Here is a 17,389-nt window from a genome sequence, read left to right on the forward strand (position 1 = left end):
ACTCGATGTCTTGCATGACTTATTTGAACGTCACGGTTACTACTTCGAAGGATTAGTCTCGATAACAAAAAAAGGAGCGGACGGTGCACGTGCAATACAAAGTCTGCTAACCAATTTGCGAAATCAACCTTTAACTGAAGTTGCAGGCATTGCCATTTCTTCGCAAGAAGATTATTTAAAGCAAACACGAAGCTTTACTGATGGACGTAAGGATGAAAATCTGACACTTCCAAAATCAGACGTATTAAAGTATTTCTTAGCGGATGGTTCATGGGTATGTGTACGACCAAGTGGGACTGAACCGAAGATAAAATACTATATTGGTGTCATGAGTCCAAGTGAAGCTGAAAGTAAAGAAAAACTCAATACGATTAAATCGCAATTCACGGCTGAAATGGAAAAACGTTTCAGCTTGTAAAAGTGGACCCTATTAGTGAACGTGCTAATGGGGTTTTATTTTATAGGGGTGATAGAAATGTGGAAACATAAAGGAATTGAGTTTAGGAGAGAAATACAAGACGTCAATGGAGCCGATATGTTGGCTTATTTAGGACGTAATCAAAAAGAAGTATTACACCGAGTTAATTTGGAAAATAAAAGCGTAATGAAAGCGATTCGAATTCAAAAAGAAGTGGTACTGATTAAACTAGCTATATTAGATAAAGAGCTTATCCTATCCTTTCCACAACTAATTCATCCCACCATGCAAATTGCCAAGGCGGCAACTGACTTTGTTGATGAGTGGTTTGATTTATCACGTGATTTACAACCTTTCTATGACTTAGCACATCGTGATGAGATTTTGAAGGAAGTCGTATTAGCATATAAGGGACTGCGCATAATCGCTGTAGAGGAACTGTTTGAAGCACTTAGCTGGTCCATTATGGGACAACAAATTAGTTTACAAGTTGCATATGGTTTAAAACAAAAGCTTGTTACAACGTTTGGAGAGTCGGTTGTACATGACGATATAGAGTATTGGCTATTTCCTTCAGCAGAAAAAGTTGCTTCTCTTAATGTAGAAGAATTGCGCAATCTGTCCTTTACCCAACGAAAAGCAGAATACATCATTGGTGTTGCTGAATTAATTGCAACTGATCAGTTAAACAAGGAACAACTGTTGGTAATGTCTTTGGGAGAAATGGAAACACGGTTAACTGCCATTCGAGGTATTGGAAAGTGGTCTGCTAATTATGTCATCATGCGATGTTTACGACATCCAGATGCATTTCCTTTAGCGGATGTAGGTTTACATAATGCGTTGAAAAAAGTGCTTAATCAATCTGAAAAACCTTCACTGGCTGAAATTGAAGAATGGGCTAAAAACTGGAGTAGTTGGCGGGCTTACGCGACATTTTATTTGTGGAGAACCCTTCAAGAGTAATCATGTCATTCAAAAGTATGAACTACATCTCATGCAAATACATGAAAACGAGTGGTATGATAGAAGATATAATGAAAGGTAAGATGGAGGCGACTGTATGCAATCAAACGAGCATTCAAACATCGGATTATTGAAAGAAATAGCCGAATTGTTGAATGAAGAAACTGAAATGATACCCATGCTGCAGGGCGCATTACGAAAATTCTTGGCAGGTACTCAGTTTGAAACAGGGTGGATTTTCTTTATTGATACAAAAGGAAAGCATCAATTACTTGCCCATGAAAATCTTCCGGATGCTCTAGAATACGGCGGTTGTCGTCATCTGCAAAAAGGCGGTTGCTGGTGTGTTTCCAAGTATCGCAATGGAGAGTTAAAAAAAGCTTCGAATATGATTGAATGTCAACGAATTGAAAGTGCGATTGATGCAAAAGTGGGAGACCATGCTGGCGTTACACATCACGCCACCGTACCTTTACAATCAGGTCAAGAAAAATTCGGTCTGTTAAATGTAGCCTCTCCAAATACCGTAGCATTTACAGACCATGAACTCTCATTGCTAGAGTCTGTTGCATTTCAACTAGGATCGGCGATCAAGCGCATCTTGTTAACGAAACAAGAACAAGAAATGGCGCTGGTTCAGGAACGAAATCGCTTAGCTCGAGATTTACATGATTCGGTAAACCAACTATTATTCTCCGTTACCTTAACTGCACGAGGTGGTAGCGAAATGGCTGAACAAACAGAAGTCAAAGAAACATTCCGTGAAATTCAACATTTAACACAAGAAGCATTAACTGAAATGCGCGCACTTATTTGGCAGTTACGTCCAAAAGGATTAGAAACGGGACTGGTTGAAGGAATTAAAGGTTATGCAGAAATGCTAGGGCTGACGCTAAAAGTTAATGTTTCAGGTGTAATCAATTTACCATCTCGTACCGAAGAAACATTGTTCCGTATCGCGCAAGAAGGGTTAAACAATGTTCGAAAACATGCAGGGGTACAGGAAGCAGAATTATTTATTACCGTTACTCTGACTGATGTATTACTCGTTTTAAAAGATGAAGGGTGCGGATTCCAGATGGATGCAAATGTACAAATCCCATCCATCGGTTTGCAAAGTATGAAGGACCGAGCCAAAGCTGCCGGAGGGTCCGCTGACTGGGTAAGTAACATTGAAAAAGGAACGGAATTATTAATCCGTTTGCCACATTAAGGAGGAATCTGCATGATTAGAGTACTAATTGCGGATGATCACCATGTAGTTCGACGAGGCTTATTATTTTTTTTGAAAACGCAAAAAGACATGGATGTCGTGGGTGAAGCAACGAATGGGAAAGAAGCCGTAGAATTAACAGCCAAGCTTAGACCCGATGTTGTGTTAATGGATTTGGTCATGCCAATAATGGATGGGATTCAAGCGACCAAAAAGATCAAAGCACAGTATCCACAAACACAAGTTTTAATGTTAACGAGTTTTTCAGACCGTGATCACGTTATTCCAGCAATCGAAGCGGGAGCAGCGGGCTATCAATTAAAAGATATTGAACCAGACGATTTAGTGGAATCCATTCGTAAATTAATGCGTGGAGAAAATACATTGCATCCTCAAGCGACCTCACAACTTATGAAAGTGAGAGAGCCGCAAATTGAACCACCGCATAAACTTTACCCACTGACTCCAAGGGAGCAAGATGTTTTGTCCGAGCTTACAAAAGGGAAGAGTAATAAAGAAATTGCTTCTGCTTTATTTGTAACTGAGAAAACAGTGAAGACTCATATATCAAATATATTTTCAAAATTACTTGTACAAGATCGCACACAAGCTGCACTTTATGCAGTTAAACATGGGTTAACCGAACCTAGCTCGTTGTGATTGCATTGTCAAAAAGGAGAGAATAGAGATGAAAGTACTAGTTATTAGTGGTGGACCACGTAAACATGGACGGAGCGCAATTGTGGCTCGATTTATTGAACGAACTTATGGATTTCATACAGTAGATTTAAGTATTGTAGAAATGCCGATGTACACTGGAGAAGAAGATCAAGCGTCTAATCCTGTTGTGAAATCATTAAGACAATCTGTTCTTGATGCAGATGCTGTTTTGTTGTTATCACCTGAATATCATAGTGCGATGAGTGGAGCTTTAAAAAATACGCTCGATTTCTTAAGCAGTACACAATTCTTACACAAATCAGTGGGCTTAATTGCTATTGCTGGTGGAGGCAAAGGTGGGATTAACTGTCTAAATAATATGCGTACAGTCATGCGTGGCGTATATGCAAATGCCATTCCTCGTCAGTTAGTTCTTGATCCAAGTGTTTTTGATTACGACCGCGATGATCTTACAAAGGAAGCTGCAGAACAAGTTGATGGGTTAGTTGAAGAATTAAAGATTTATGCTCGAATAGCAAAAGAAGTGAAAGAACGACAGTTGATATAGTTAAAAGTAAGAACCGCATTCCTCATGGGATGCGGTTTTTCGAATACTGGTAACTACATGCTGTAAGGTTTTCAGGTCTCTTCGGACGTCATGCCTGAACCACTATGGTCTAGATAACAAAGGGGATGGGCTTGTGACTGTGTCACTTCGCTTCCTTGGAATCTCGACGGACGTAGTTAGGATGGTTTGGTTTACTTGAGAATCGATAGTCCTTCTATATCGATATTCGGCCTCTTTCTCCTTCACTTATTTTCGTGATCACTTTCGTGGGACTCGTTAATGTAAGAGCCATCCAAAATAAAGAAGTGCAGTAGCAGCCGAAATGGCATCTTCGGTTGCTTGGTAGCTGAAGAAAGTGACGATTCCTTAGTAAACCAAAATCAACATACAATTTGCCCAAAGGTTGAAGGGGAGCGATGAAGCCATCAAAGCCGTAAGATTACCTGTAATAGTAAGAGGGGATGTGACGAGGGCACATCCCCTCTTACTTATTCATTAGGTAAGGTACAGCATGGTGCTTTCAAAAAGCGACCTATAAACCTTTATGAAAATCTTCTATTCCTACAAAACAGAAGAGCCAGCCCATATCTAATGGACTGGCGACTGTATACGTATTATTTCTTTTTTCCTGGACGATTACGCATGTCTTTCGTAATTTGTTTCCATTTTCCACGTTCTGCTTTTTGAGCAGCAGCATCTGCTTTTCTTTCAACGTAAGCAAGTTCACGTTTTAACTTTTCATAGCTTGCATAGCGTTCACGAGTTAAAGAGCCATTTCCAAGGGCTTCTTGCACGGCGCAACCTGGCTGATTTTTATGTTGGCAATCAGAGAAGCGACATGAACTGGCATATTGTTCAACATCTTTGAATCCGGTATCAAGACTTTCACTATTGTCCCACATTTGAAACTCGCGCATACCAGGTGTATCAATTAACAATCCTCCACCAGGCATGCGGAATAATTCACGATGAGTAGTGGTGTGACGTCCTTTGTCGTCATCTTCTCGAATGTTTTGAACCACCATTACGTTTTCACCGCATAGCGCATTTGTTAAAGAGGATTTACCTACTCCAGATGAGCCGAGGAGAGCCGCTGTTTTGCCGTCTTTTAATAATTCTTGTAGTTCAGCTACGCCTTCGTCAGTAACACTACTGACGACGTGAATGGGAACACCAAATGCTACAGCTTCTGCTTGATCCACATAGAACTGTGGATCATCACATAGATCCTTTTTTGTAAGTACAATAATTGGGTTAGCCCCAGAATCCCAAGCCGCAATTATATACCGCTCAAGTCGGCGAACATTAAAGTCTAAGTTTAAAGACATTATTAGAAAGACAATATCGACATTAACTGCAACTATTTGTTCTGCGGTGGTTAAACCAGCAGCTTTTCTAGAAAAGAGTGATGTTCGTGGAAGTATACTTCGAATAATACCTTTTTCTTCTCCTGGCATTTTTTCTATAGCCACCCAGTCCCCAACAGCAGGGAAGTCTCTACGGTCTTGTGCTAAGTGCTTAAAACTACCAGAAAGAGAAGCTAACCATTCACCTTCATCAGTCACAACTCGATACATATGTTTATGTTCAAGCAAAATACGTCCAGCGATACATGCTTGTAATTTTTCATTATTGGATTGGTCCGCCCATTTAGCTTTCCAAGAATCGTTCCAACCGTAATTTTCAACTATTTTCAATTTATATTCCTCCTGTTTTGTGTAAATAAAATAACCGTGTCTGCGAAAAGGCAGCCACGGTTAAAATACACATCACAAGATAAGGTCTACTTTTTAGAAAGCACACGTGTGATGAGATACCTGGAACATGCCAATTCGCTCTTTTACAATTTCATATAAAGTTGCCATAATACCTCACCTGCTTTCTTTTATTAATTTAACTGTATCAAAAGTATATTCGTCTCGTCAACCATTATAATGAGAAATTTGTCCCTATTCTGAAAATAATTAAATGACATTTAATTTTAAGTGTTAAATGGGTATCTTTTTATTAAGTTATAAAAGAACGAAAAATCATATTTAATGGAGGAATATTAAAATGACAATAAATTCAGTAGCTGGACAAAAATGGTGGAAAATAGGGGCTGCAGCGTTCCTATCTGTAGGATTATTAGGGGCATGTGGAGACTGAGACAATAATTCTGATGTAGATGATGAAGTGGAAGAAGAAGTAGAAGAGGAAGACGCAGAATAAACTAAATAAAAAAACCGCCCAAGTGGCGGTTTTTTTGCATTTATTCAATTCTTTTCTACTTGTCATAAAGGTTTAACTACTTATTATTTTTGAAAATATGTAGTAATAATAATCGCATCTGAAACAAAATACTATCTAAAGCGTCCGATTAGAAGTGACAATTATTGTTCGTAAAAATAGCTAAAGAATCACATCATAAATGGAAGCCTTTCGTGTTTTAACTATGAGGTGTATCTATGATATAATTGCGTTTTGTCCATCACAGTTTTATAGATAATGAGGAATGTTAATGTTTTCACAATCATTTTTACAACTCAATACAATTTTTATTAGCATATTAATAGAATCAATACCTTTCATACTTATCGGTGTATTTATTTCTGGCTTTATTCAGATGTTTGTTTCTGAAGAAATGATTGCACGGATAATACCTAAGAATCGTTTTCTAGCTGTTTTATATGCCACCTTATTTGGTGCCTTATTCCCTGCTTGCGAGTGTGGAATTGTGCCGATTGTGCGCAGGCTTCTTTTAAAAGGGGTGCCTCTGCACGCGGCAATACCTTTTATGTTAACGGCACCTATCATAAATCCTATCGTGCTATTTTCTACTTATATCGCTTTTGGTAATCAAATAGATATGGTGTTATACCGTAGTGGACTTGCTCTCGTTGTAGCTTTTCTAGTAGGAATAATCTTATCGTTCCAATTCAAAGGTAATCAACTATTGGAAAAGGGAACGAGGAACACTCACCACCACCATCATCATTCTACAAAACAAACGTTTAAGAAAAAATTTGTTGATATGCTTAGTCATGCAGTAGACGAATTTTTCTCAGTAGGTAAATACTTAATTCTTGGGGCTTTTATTGCAGCGGCAATGCAAACGTACTTGAAAACTTCTACACTTTTAGAGATTGGACAAACTGATGTGACCTCTTCGATTGTAATGATGTTCCTTGCTTTTGTAATGTCACTTTGTTCAGAAGCAGATGCTTTTATTGCGTCTTCTTTTAGTAGTACTTTTTCAGTAGGATCAATCGTAGCATTTCTTGTAATCGGTCCTATGGTAGATATTAAAAATACTCTCATGATGCTTAGCGTATTTAATAAACGCTTTGTTTTCATTTTGATTTGCTATATTGCCATTTTTGTTTTAGTTGGTTCACTATTTATATGAAAGAGGTGAAGGAATGTTAAGAGTCTATATTCTACTGGTCTTCACTTTTTTCTTTGCACATTTACATGCTTCAGGAAATATAACGAAATATATTAATATGAAATATGCGTACTTATCATATAGTGCTATTTTTATATTTGCTATTCTAACAATCGTTCAAGCTTATACAGATATTAAACAATCAAAAGATGTTCCTGATGAATCTTGCTGTGAGGAAGATCATAGTGATGAACGAACTAAACCTTGGTATCAACGATGGTTCATCTACGGTATATTTATTTTTCCGTTATTAACAGGTTTTTTCCTACCTATTGCAACACTGGACTCGACGATTGTAAAATCGAAAGGCTTCACATTTAAAGCCGTGGAAACAACTGAAAAGTATGCAGTAACTCAATATTTGAAACCAGATACCAGTATTTATTATGGTAAGGAAGGTTACGATGAGCTAATGGATATTGAAAAAAATAAATACTTATCTAAAAAGAGTGTGGTTCTAAAAGATACCGATTATTTGAAAGGATTGGAGACAATTTATAAATATCCCGGTGACTTCCTCGGTAAAACAATCGAATTTGATGGTTTTTCTTTTAAAGGGGAGTCAGTGAACGATCGACAACTGTTTGTCCTTCGATTCGGTATCATACATTGTGTAGCAGATTCCGGTGTATTCGGGATGTTAGTTGAATTTCCAGATGCTATCGATATTAAAGATGACGAATGGATACATGTAAAAGGAACACTTTCATCCGAATATTATCAACCTTTTAAATCGACCATACCAGTGTTAATTGTGGAAGAATGGGAGAAAACGAAAGAACCGAAAGAGCCTTACGTATACCGTTCTGGTTAATTACATGGAAATAGAAATTCTAGAAAAGCATATATGACAAAAAAGTGGCTCCGGTAATAATCTACCGGAGCCGTTTTTCTATTTTGAAGGGATATTTATTCATTATTCTTTAGATGCTTCCATTAGGTGTGGCTCGATATGGACTAAGACCATACAAAATGGTTTAACTAGATGAATTTTTCTTTCTATTTCTTCAGTGATCCGATGACTTTCAATAACGTTTAATAATGGGTTTACTTTAACTGTTAAATCGACGAACATTAAATTCCCGTGCATGCGGCCCTTAAAATCTTCTAAGTGAATAACACCTTGAACTTTTCTCACCAGGACTGATAATGTTTCGACTTCATCTTCGTTAAAGCCATCAGTTAATGTAAGAACAGCTTCGATAAATATATCATATGCCGTTTTCATAATTAGAAAACCGACCAGGATAGCGGTAATAGTATCAAGGATTGGAACTCCAAAGATTGATGCTAGTATCCCGATAGTAGCTCCAAGACTTACTAGAGCATCTGATCGATTATCATAAGCTGCTGCTCGGACTGCTGAACTGTTGATGCRCTTCGCCAACTTTAAATTGTATCGATAAACGAAATACATAACTATAGCACTGCCCCCTGCAACAAAAGCAGTTAAAAGGGAAGGGGTTTCATGTATAGGATGAAGCAAATTGCGACTTGCATTAATTAACACTTGTAATCCAACAGCAGCCATAATAAAGGAGGCCACAAGGGAGGCAACGGTTTCTGCACGAAGATGTCCGTAATGATGATTTTCATCAGGTGGTTTTTGAGAAATACGTAGTCCAATCAAAACGGCGATAGATGCGGCAATATCTGTCGTGTTGTTCAGACCGTCTGCTTTTAAGGCTTCCGATGTCCCTATGTACCCAATCGTAAGCTTTAATGCACTAAGTACAAGATAAGTTCCAATGCTAACTAATGCACCTTTTTCCCCTTCTCTTAATTGTGTATATAGCTCCATTTTGTTTCCCTCCTGCAACACTCTTAGACATAAGAAAACGACTCTCTAAGTGAGAGTCGTTTATTTCTATGATTCCACTGATTGATCTTCGAGGATATCAGCAATTTCTTGTTTGGTTAATTTGTTGACTTCTAGATACAGTATATGATGACCTTCCATATCTTTAATTGTAAATTCGTAGCCTTGCTCAATTATTTTTTCACCTTTAATGGCTTCAAAATGTTTGGTCAAGAACCAACCGCCGATTGTATCGATATCTTCTTCATCAATATCAATTCCTAAAAGATCATTGACATTTTCAATTAAGATTTTCGCATCAAGGATATAATGATGATCTCCTAATTTCTGAACGTCTGGCAATTCATCGTTATCAAACTCGTCACGAATGTCACCGACAATTTCTTCAAGAATATCTTCGATGGTAACCAATCCAGAAGTACCACCATATTCATCCATTAGAACTGCCATATGAATACGTTCACGTTGAATTTTAAGTAATAATTCACCTATAGGAATCGTTTCAATAACACGAATAATAGGCTGCATATAATCAATAACTGGACGATTGATCGTTGATTCATCTTTAATGTAGGCCGTTAATAAGTTCTTCATGTTAACCAAACCAATTACGTGGTCTTTATCTCCATCAGTAACAGGGTAACGAGTGTATTGCTCAACATTGACTTGGTCGAACACTTGGCGAAGAGTTGTGTCTTTATCAATGGTGCTCATCTCAGTACGTGGCGCCATAATTTCCTTGGCAATCCGATCGTCGAATTCAAAAATTTTGTTTACAAACTTATATTCTGATTGGTTAATTTCACCACTCTTCAAGCTATCGGAAAGAATCATACGGAGTTCTTCCTCAGTATGCGCAAGTTCAGATTCTGATGCTGGCTTTAATCCAAATAGACCAGTAAGAGTACGAGCAGAACCGTTCAAGAATTTAATAATTGGATACATGATGCGGTAAAACCAAATTAATGGAGTTGCAGTAGCTAAAGCAACTTCCTCCGCTTTTTGAATAGCTAACGTTTTCGGTGCCAATTCACCGACAACTACGTGCAAGAATGTAACGAATGAGAACGCAATTCCGTAAGAAAGGATACTCGACGTGCTTTCGCTAAGCTCGAAACGTTCAAATAACGGATGTAATAAAAGCTCGACAGTCGGTTCTCCGAGTAAACCAAGACCTAATGCGGTCATCGTAATACCTAACTGACATGCTGATAAATATTCATCTAAATTTGAAATAACGCGTCTTGCTCGTACTGCACGTTTATTCCCTTCCTCAATTAATTGATCAATGCGGGTTGCTCTCACTTTTACAATAGCAAACTCACTTGCAACGAAGAATGCCGTAAAGGCGATTAAGACAGCAAATGCTGTCAATCGTATGGCTATGTCCAAAGAATTCCTTTGTTCCAAACCCGAATGAGGGGGAGAACAAAGTGTACACCTCCTGTTTTCTTAAAAATAGTAATACCTATAATAATAAAATACTTACCTATAAAAAACAAATATTACTTTCTAACGCTATTAATACTGTTAACGTGTTTCATCCTCTAGTATCATACAAGAGTAAACTATTATGTAGGAAGTGATGAAGATTTGGCAACAAATAAAAAAAATCGCTATCTTGAAATCTTAGTTGCATCAACAAAACTTGGACTTACGTCTTTTGGAGGACCTGCAGCTCATATCGGTTACTTTAGAGACGAATATGTTAAAAAAAGAAAATGGCTTGATGACAAATTGTTCTCGGACTTGGTAGCCTTATGTCAATTTCTACCTGGACCAGCAAGTTCACAAGTAGGGATTTCAATTGGTATGTTACGTGGTGGATTACTCGGAGGAATATTATCATGGGTTGGCTTTACTTTGCCTTCGGTTTTTTTGCTAATGGCATTTGCATGGATCATTATGCAAACTGGTTCATTTGAAAGTGGTTGGATTCAAGGTCTAAAAATTGTAGCTGTTGCCGTTGTAGCACATGCCTTAATGGGAATGGGGAAATCATTAACACCTGACAGGACCAGGATCACGGTAGCCATGATTGCCGCCGCCGCAACACTGTTGATCCCTACAGCATGGGGACAAATTTCAATTATTGTATTGGCTGGGATTTTTGGTGTGTTGTATTACAGAAATGAAAAAGCTCCAGACGCTGTAGATATGCCATTGTCATTCGGAAAGAAGACGGGGATTACCGCTTGGCTTCTATTCTTTGTTTTACTGATACTACTACCTATATTCAGACCGTTCGTTCAAGCTACTTGGTATGCGATTTTCGATATTTTTTATCGGGTAGGTTCGATTGTCTTTGGAGGCGGACACGTCGTGTTGCCTATGCTAGAGCGGGAAGTTGTTCCAGCAGGTTGGATGTCATCGGAAGCGTTTATTGCAGGATATGGTGCCGCACAAGCAGTTCCTGGGCCATTGTTTACATTAGCTGGTTACCTTGGACAAATTATGGGGAGCTTGTCAGGAGCCGCCATTGCCGTTATCGCGATGTTTTTACCATCATTTTTACTTGTAGTGGGAACATTGCCATTTTGGGCCGTGATTCGCACTAAGCCAAGAATACAAGCCGCTTTAAAGGGTGTTAATGCAGCGGTAGTTGGAATTCTACTAGCAGCTCTTTATGACCCTGTCTTTACAAGTGCTGTGCATGACCCAATTGATTTTGTCATTGTGTTAATTTCATTTACTCTGTTAGTATTTTATAAACTAGCACCATGGATTGTCGTAATTATCACTGCGATTTTAGGTGCATTAAGCTTTGCCATATTTGGCTAAAAGGAGATATGACTGTGGATACAACTGTGCAGTTTGCGAAAGAAATGGATAAACAAGACGTGTTAGGTGTGTATAAAAGTGAATTTTATTTACCAGAAAATCAACTTTATATGGATGGCAACTCTTTAGGACTCATGTCAAAGCGCTCTGAGAAATCACTTGAAAAGTTAGTATCAAGCTGGCGTGATAAAGGAATTGACGGATGGACTGAAGGGGAAGAACCTTGGTTTACATATCCAGAAAAGTTAAGTGAAAAAGTAGCAAAGGTAGTCGGTGCTAAGGGTAATGAAGTGATGGTTACAGGATCGATTACGGTTAATATACACCAAATGCTCTCTACTTTGTTTCATCCAACTGCTGAAAGATCAGTTATTGTCGTAGATGAACTGAATTTCCCTTCAGATATTTATGCTGTAGAAAGTCATTTAAGATTGCGTGGACTGGATCCAGCTGTGTCGATGCGGAAAGTGAAAAGTGAGGATGGTTACACTTTGACATTGAATGCGATTGAAGAAATGCTGACTGATGATGTAGCCATTTTGATGTTGCCATCAGTGTTATATCGAAGCGGTCAATTGCTAGATTTAGGACGTATCACAGAACTGGCACATGCAAAAGGAATTTTAGTCGGTTTTGATTTAGCACATTCAATTGGAGCAGTTCCTCATCAACTACATACAGATAACGTGGATTTCGCCATATGGTGTCATTATAAATATATGAATAGTGGTCCCGGAGGCTCAGGTGGACTTTATATTCATGAGCGACATCATAATGAGCTACCCGGGCTTGCTGGCTGGTTCGGTTCTGATAAAACAAAACAATTTGATATGTCACATGACTTTTCTAAAGCAAACGGAGCAGGTGCTTATCAAATCGGCACGCCAAATTTATTTAGCACAGCACCACTAACTGGAAGTGTTGAAATGTTTGAAGAAGCGGGAATGGATAATATCCGAAATAAATCGCTTGCATTGACTCAGTACTTACGTGACTTAATTCGAATGGAAGTGGGCTCGTTTGGTTTTGTCGATGTCACGCCTGTTGCGGATGAAGATCGAGGTGGCCATATTGCATTGGCTCATCCAGAAGCAGCTCGTATTTGTAAAGCGTTGAAACAAGCAAATGTTGTGCCAGATTTCCGTGCACCGGACATCGTTCGATTGGCACCAATAAGCTTCTATTCGAGTTTTGAAGACGTGTGGGAAATGGTTCAACGATTAAAAACCATCATGGTGGAAGAATCGTTCAAAACGTTCTCTAATGAACGAAACGTGGTGGCTTAATTGAAAATACATGACATATCCATGATGTTAAATAGTGATGTAGCTGAGTGGCCAGGTGATACGCCATTTCAGTTCCTTGTAAACTGGACGAAGCAACAAAGTGGGTCAGTGAATGTAGGACAAATCACGACAAGCACACATATCGGTACTCATATTGATGCCCCATTTCATTTTGATGAACAAGGGAAGAAAGTACATGAACTGCCTTTAGAAAATTATATCGTTGATGCGATTGTCATTGATGTGAGCGGGCAAGATGTGATTTCTCGAGCATCAATACAAGAAGTTGATACAGCCTCTGCACAAGCTGTTCTTTTCCGTACGAATGCATGGAATAATAGAATGCTTTTCCCTGAAGAAATTCCTGCCTTTGAAGTAGAAGTGGTAGAGTGGATGGTGGAAAATGGTATTGTGTTGTTTGGAGTAGATTTGCCATCAGTAGATGCGATTACAAGTAAAGATCTACCTATGCATCACGCTTTAGGAACGGCAGGTCGCTATATTTTAGAAGGACTTGTATTAGATGAAATAGCAGAAGGTACTTATAAATTAATTGCGTTGCCATTAAAAATAGAAGGTGCAGATGGAAGCCCTGTCCGTGCCGTGTTACTTGAAGAAGTGTCTTTCTAGAGAAGAATCGTGTCTATCTCAGGGCGAATGGTCGTAATCACTTAAAAGTTGGTTGTAAACAGCATTTGAATGGTCGCAAAGCCATGATGAGTTTTCGGAAACGAACAAAGGATGGCCGGAAACACCGTCTGAATGGTCGGAAACAAAACGCGAGTACTCATAAGGTAAAATACTCCGTCAAAAAAGATGAACCCATGCATTTTGGGTTCATCCTTTTTTTATCTCTTCATATGCGAGTAATGCACGAGTATGTCCAGCCTTATGCGTTACCACGGGGGATGGATAGGTTTCGCCCAATATGATGCCGGCTTCTTTGAGTGAATCTTCAGAGGCTTGATCATGCTCCATATTGTCTTTATCTGAGAGATGACGAAGTTCAGGAATCCATTTTCGAATATACATCGCTTCTCCATCAAACTTTGCACTTTGTAAATAAGGATTGAAAATACGGAAATACGGTGCAGATTCAGCGCCACTTCCTGATGCTCATAGCCAACCAAACGTGTTATTGGCAATGAGCAATCAATTAGCGTGTCCCAATCTCAACTGAACATAGGGAAAACTTTTTTGTTCCTTGATTATTCGTTCCCTTATTTGAACGTTTTGTTATCTTCTAAATACCCTCCCGTTAACTTGATAAACACAAGTGATTAATAGAATAATATATTTTTTCTAAATGTATTGACAATTAAAAAATTGGCATGATAATCTTAGTAAGTAAATAAACTTTGAGAAGAGGAGGTACGTGTCATGATTAAATCAATTGATATTGCAATAAATTATATAGTTCGTCCGTACCTGCCAATAAATTCTCGTTGATTTAATTAAATCAAGGGATAGGTATGGATACCTTTCCTTTTTTCATGCGCACACGCATCTGGAAACAGGTCGTGTGCTTTTTTGTGTTCTTTTATTACCCATATTTTGGTTTCACAGTGTAAAACTGTCTCATATAAACCAGGAAGTGCAAGYTTGCTTCGGAACGAAACAAATAAAAAGGAAAAGGAGTGCTGAAGATGAACTATCAGCAGCAGAAACAGAAACAAATATTAATCAAGGAATCTCTAGAAGGCGGCTAGTGAATGCCAAACCTTAAAAGAAAGAAGGAAATTACATGTTCTCAGTATTATTTAAATTGAAATGGTTTTTCGCAGAAAACTGGAAACGATATACAATTGCGATTTCGTTGCTAATGGTAACAAACGCACTCGAGGTTGTACCACCATGGTTACTAGGTGAATCCATTGATGCCATTTATCAACAAACATTAACATCAAAATTACTAATGGTATTCTTACTCTCACTTATTGCTGTAACCGTAGTGAACTACTTAAGTAATTTTGTATGGCAGTACCAATTATTTGGTGGCGCATATGTCATTGAAAAACAATTACGAAGCCGCTTGATGAAACAATTTTTACGTATGACGCCGACATTCTATGAAAAGAATCGTACAGGCGATTTGATGGCACGTGCCACTAACGATTTAAAAGCAGTATCAACTACTGCAGGATTTGGTATTTTAACATTAGTTGACTCATCCCTCTATATGCTTACCATTTTAGTTACTATGGGAATTTTAGTTAGCTGGAAATTAACTTTTGTTGCACTTTTACCTTTGCCAATCTTGGCAATCATCATGCAAATTCTCGGAAAACGAATTCACGAGAGATATATGAAGGCCCAAGATGCTTTTGGCGATATGAACGATAGTGTTTTAGAAGCAGTCTCAGGTGTTCGAGTTATTCGAGCATATGTCCAAGAACGTGCTTCGGAGAAACAATTCGAGGAAATGACAGAAGATGTCTACGCGAAAAACATGGAAGTTGAAAAAATTGATGCCCTATTTAACCCTATTACCAAAATATTAACAGGGGTTAGTTACATGATTGGCCTTGGATATGGTGCTTTCTTAGTATCGGATGGTCAAATGACGCTTGGCGACTTGGTCGCATTTAACGTGTACCTCGGAATGATTATTTGGCCAATGTTTGCGATTGGTGAATTAATCAACGTGATGCAACGAGGGAATGCATCTCTCGATCGTGTACAAGAAACACTTGATTATGACGAAGATGTCAAAGATTCATCCAACCCAATTACGGTTCTTAAACCTGATAGAATTGTCTTTGACCAAGTGAAGTTCCAATATCCACAATCCACTACAGTGAACTTAAGTAATATTAACTTACAGTTAGAACAAGGGCAGACGCTTGGAATAGTCGGTAAAACTGGAAGTGGGAAAACCACACTAATTAAACAGTTATTACGTGAGTATCCTGCAGGTGAAGGGTCCCTGACATTTGCAAACATTCCGATAGAACAGCAAACAAAGGAACAGGTGCGTAACTGGATTGGTTATGTCCCACAAGATCATGTCTTATTCTCACGAACAGTTAAAGAGAATATCCTTTTTGGTCATCCGAATGGAACTGACGCAGATATAGAAACTGCAATTCGGTTATCACATTTCCAAAAAGATCTTGAAATGTTACCACAAGGTTTGGAGACTCTTGTTGGTGAAAAGGGTGTGGCTTTATCTGGAGGACAAAAGCAACGTATTTCGATTGCTCGAGCACTCATTAAAAATCCAGAAATATTATTATTAGATGATTCGTTGTCAGCAGTCGATGCAAAAACGGAGGCACGAATTATTGAAAATATTCAACTCGAACGAAAAGACAAAACAACCATCATTACAACACATCGTCTATCTGCCATTCAACATGCAGACCGGATCATCGTATTAGATGATGGAGTAATGATTGAAGAAGGTACGCATGAAGATTTGCTTGCGAATGAGGGCTGGTATAAAGAACAGTTCGACCGTCAGCAAATTGAGGAGGTGCCATCATGAGTACAGGGAAGAGACTATGGCTTTACGCCTTACATTATAAGAAACTGTTAATAATGGGAATTGCATTGTTAACCATTGCAGTGGCTGCAGATTTAGCAGGTCCATTAATTGCCAAGAAGATTATTGACGATCATATTGCTGATACGACTGCTGGGTCAATTGACTTTGAACCAATTGCGTTATTACTAGCTGTATTTTTTGCTTTAACAATCGTAGCTGCAGTGTTCCGTTATGGAGAATATTTATTACTACAAAAAGCAGCGAATCGAGTTATTCAAAAAATGAGGAATGATGTGTATCAACATATCCAAACCTTACCGATTCGCTACTTTGATAACTTACCTGCAGGTAAAGTCGTAGCACGTATTACGAATGACACAGAAGCCATTCGTGAATTGTATGTAACTGTGTTATCTCAATTTGCATCAAGTGCAATGTATATCACAGGGATTTATGTGGCATTGTTCTTCCTAGATTGGAAAATGGCGACGATTGCTTTATTCGTCTTACCTGTTTTATTTATTTGGATGTTCCTATATCGAAAATACGCATCCAAATATAATCACATTGTTCGGGCAAAAGTAAGTGATATGAATGCCATGATTAATGAATCTATCCAAGGAATGACGATTATTCAAGCATTCCGTCGGGAAGAGCAAATGCAAGAAGAGTTCGAAGTGATTAACCGTGAACATTATAAATATCAAAATAAATTGCTTTATTTAGATGCCGGTACGTCTCACAATTTAGTCGGAGTTCTTCGC

Annotated in this window: 15 protein-coding genes and 1 pseudogene; 12 read left to right on the top strand and 4 right to left on the bottom strand. The window is 38.4% G+C overall.

The features are described from left to right. The 5 genes and pseudogenes from AC1DOS_RS10330 to AC1DOS_RS10350 form a co-directional block, all read left to right on the top strand. Positions 1-418 (top strand): annotated as a pseudogene (locus AC1DOS_RS10330) (phospho-sugar mutase); the annotation flags it as partial. Between the two features lie 57 nt (positions 419-475). Beyond that, on the top strand, positions 476-1,384 hold the full coding sequence (locus AC1DOS_RS10335; protein ID WP_477537428.1) for a DNA-3-methyladenine glycosylase family protein: 909 nt from the start codon (positions 476-478) through the stop codon (positions 1,382-1,384). A gap of 97 nt (positions 1,385-1,481) precedes the next feature. Then, positions 1,482-2,597, top strand: a complete 1,116-nt coding sequence (locus tag AC1DOS_RS10340; protein WP_108585272.1) for a GAF domain-containing sensor histidine kinase — start codon at positions 1,482-1,484, stop codon at positions 2,595-2,597. Positions 2,598-2,609: 12 nt separating this feature from the next. Beyond that, complete coding sequence (locus AC1DOS_RS10345) at positions 2,610-3,257, top strand: response regulator (protein WP_108585271.1); 648 nt, start codon at positions 2,610-2,612, stop codon at positions 3,255-3,257. Positions 3,258-3,285: 28 nt separating this feature from the next. Continuing rightward, entirely contained in the window at positions 3,286-3,825 is a 540-nt protein-coding gene (locus tag AC1DOS_RS10350) for an NADPH-dependent FMN reductase (RefSeq protein WP_108585270.1), read from the top strand. A gap of 614 nt (positions 3,826-4,439) precedes the next feature. On the opposite strand, the gene rsgA is transcribed toward AC1DOS_RS10350, so the two are convergent. Beyond that, complete coding sequence (gene rsgA / locus AC1DOS_RS10355; protein ID WP_477537429.1) at positions 4,440-5,522, bottom strand: ribosome small subunit-dependent GTPase A; 1,083 nt, start codon at positions 5,520-5,522, stop codon at positions 4,440-4,442. A gap of 803 nt (positions 5,523-6,325) precedes the next feature. Here rsgA and AC1DOS_RS10360 point away from each other — a divergent pair. Then, positions 6,326-7,213 carry a permease gene (locus AC1DOS_RS10360; protein ID WP_477537430.1) on the top strand — a complete coding sequence of 296 codons (888 nt, stop codon included), beginning with the start codon at positions 6,326-6,328 and terminating at the stop codon, positions 7,211-7,213. A gap of 13 nt (positions 7,214-7,226) precedes the next feature. Next, entirely contained in the window at positions 7,227-8,066 is an 840-nt protein-coding gene (locus AC1DOS_RS10365) for a TIGR03943 family putative permease subunit (protein ID WP_477537431.1), read from the top strand. 102 nt (positions 8,067-8,168) lie between these two features. On the opposite strand, the gene AC1DOS_RS10370 is transcribed toward AC1DOS_RS10365, so the two are convergent. Further along, positions 8,169-9,053: a cation diffusion facilitator family transporter gene (locus AC1DOS_RS10370; protein ID WP_477537432.1), complete on the bottom strand. Its 885-nt coding sequence runs from the start codon at positions 9,051-9,053 to the stop codon at positions 8,169-8,171. 66 nt (positions 9,054-9,119) lie between these two features. Further along, on the bottom strand, positions 9,120-10,463 hold the full coding sequence (locus AC1DOS_RS10375; RefSeq protein WP_477537433.1) for a hemolysin family protein: 1,344 nt from the start codon (positions 10,461-10,463) through the stop codon (positions 9,120-9,122). Between the two features lie 201 nt (positions 10,464-10,664). Between AC1DOS_RS10375 and chrA the strand changes: the two genes are divergently transcribed. The 3 genes from chrA to kynB are packed head-to-tail and all read left to right on the top strand — an operon-like array spanning position 10,665 to position 13,768. Then, positions 10,665-11,852, top strand: coding sequence for a chromate efflux transporter (gene chrA / locus AC1DOS_RS10380; protein ID WP_477537434.1), 1,188 nt, complete (start codon positions 10,665-10,667; stop codon positions 11,850-11,852). A 14-nt stretch (positions 11,853-11,866) separates the two neighbouring features. Continuing rightward, the gene (gene kynU / locus AC1DOS_RS10385; RefSeq protein ID WP_477537435.1) at positions 11,867-13,138 is read left to right on the top strand and encodes a kynureninase; all 1,272 of its coding nucleotides are present in this window, start codon (positions 11,867-11,869) and stop codon (positions 13,136-13,138) included. Next, the gene (gene kynB / locus AC1DOS_RS10390) at positions 13,139-13,768 is read left to right on the top strand and encodes an arylformamidase (RefSeq protein WP_108585263.1); all 630 of its coding nucleotides are present in this window, start codon (positions 13,139-13,141) and stop codon (positions 13,766-13,768) included. A gap of 207 nt (positions 13,769-13,975) precedes the next feature. Here kynB and AC1DOS_RS10395 read toward each other — a convergent pair whose 3' ends face one another. Further along, positions 13,976-14,215 carry an FAD-binding domain-containing protein gene (locus AC1DOS_RS10395; RefSeq protein ID WP_477537438.1) on the bottom strand — a complete coding sequence of 80 codons (240 nt, stop codon included), beginning with the start codon at positions 14,213-14,215 and terminating at the stop codon, positions 13,976-13,978. 667 nt (positions 14,216-14,882) lie between these two features. On the opposite strand from AC1DOS_RS10395, the gene AC1DOS_RS10400 reads away from it, so the two are divergent. Next, on the top strand, positions 14,883-16,625 hold the full coding sequence (locus AC1DOS_RS10400) for an ABC transporter ATP-binding protein (RefSeq protein WP_477537436.1): 1,743 nt from the start codon (positions 14,883-14,885) through the stop codon (positions 16,623-16,625). Further along, positions 16,622-17,389: ABC transporter transmembrane domain-containing protein (locus AC1DOS_RS10405; protein ID WP_477537437.1), on the top strand; the 768-nt coding region annotated here is incomplete at its 3' end. The genes AC1DOS_RS10400 and AC1DOS_RS10405, both read left to right, overlap by 4 nt.

Source organism: Paenisporosarcina sp. P5_A11 (genome assembly GCF_056400705.1).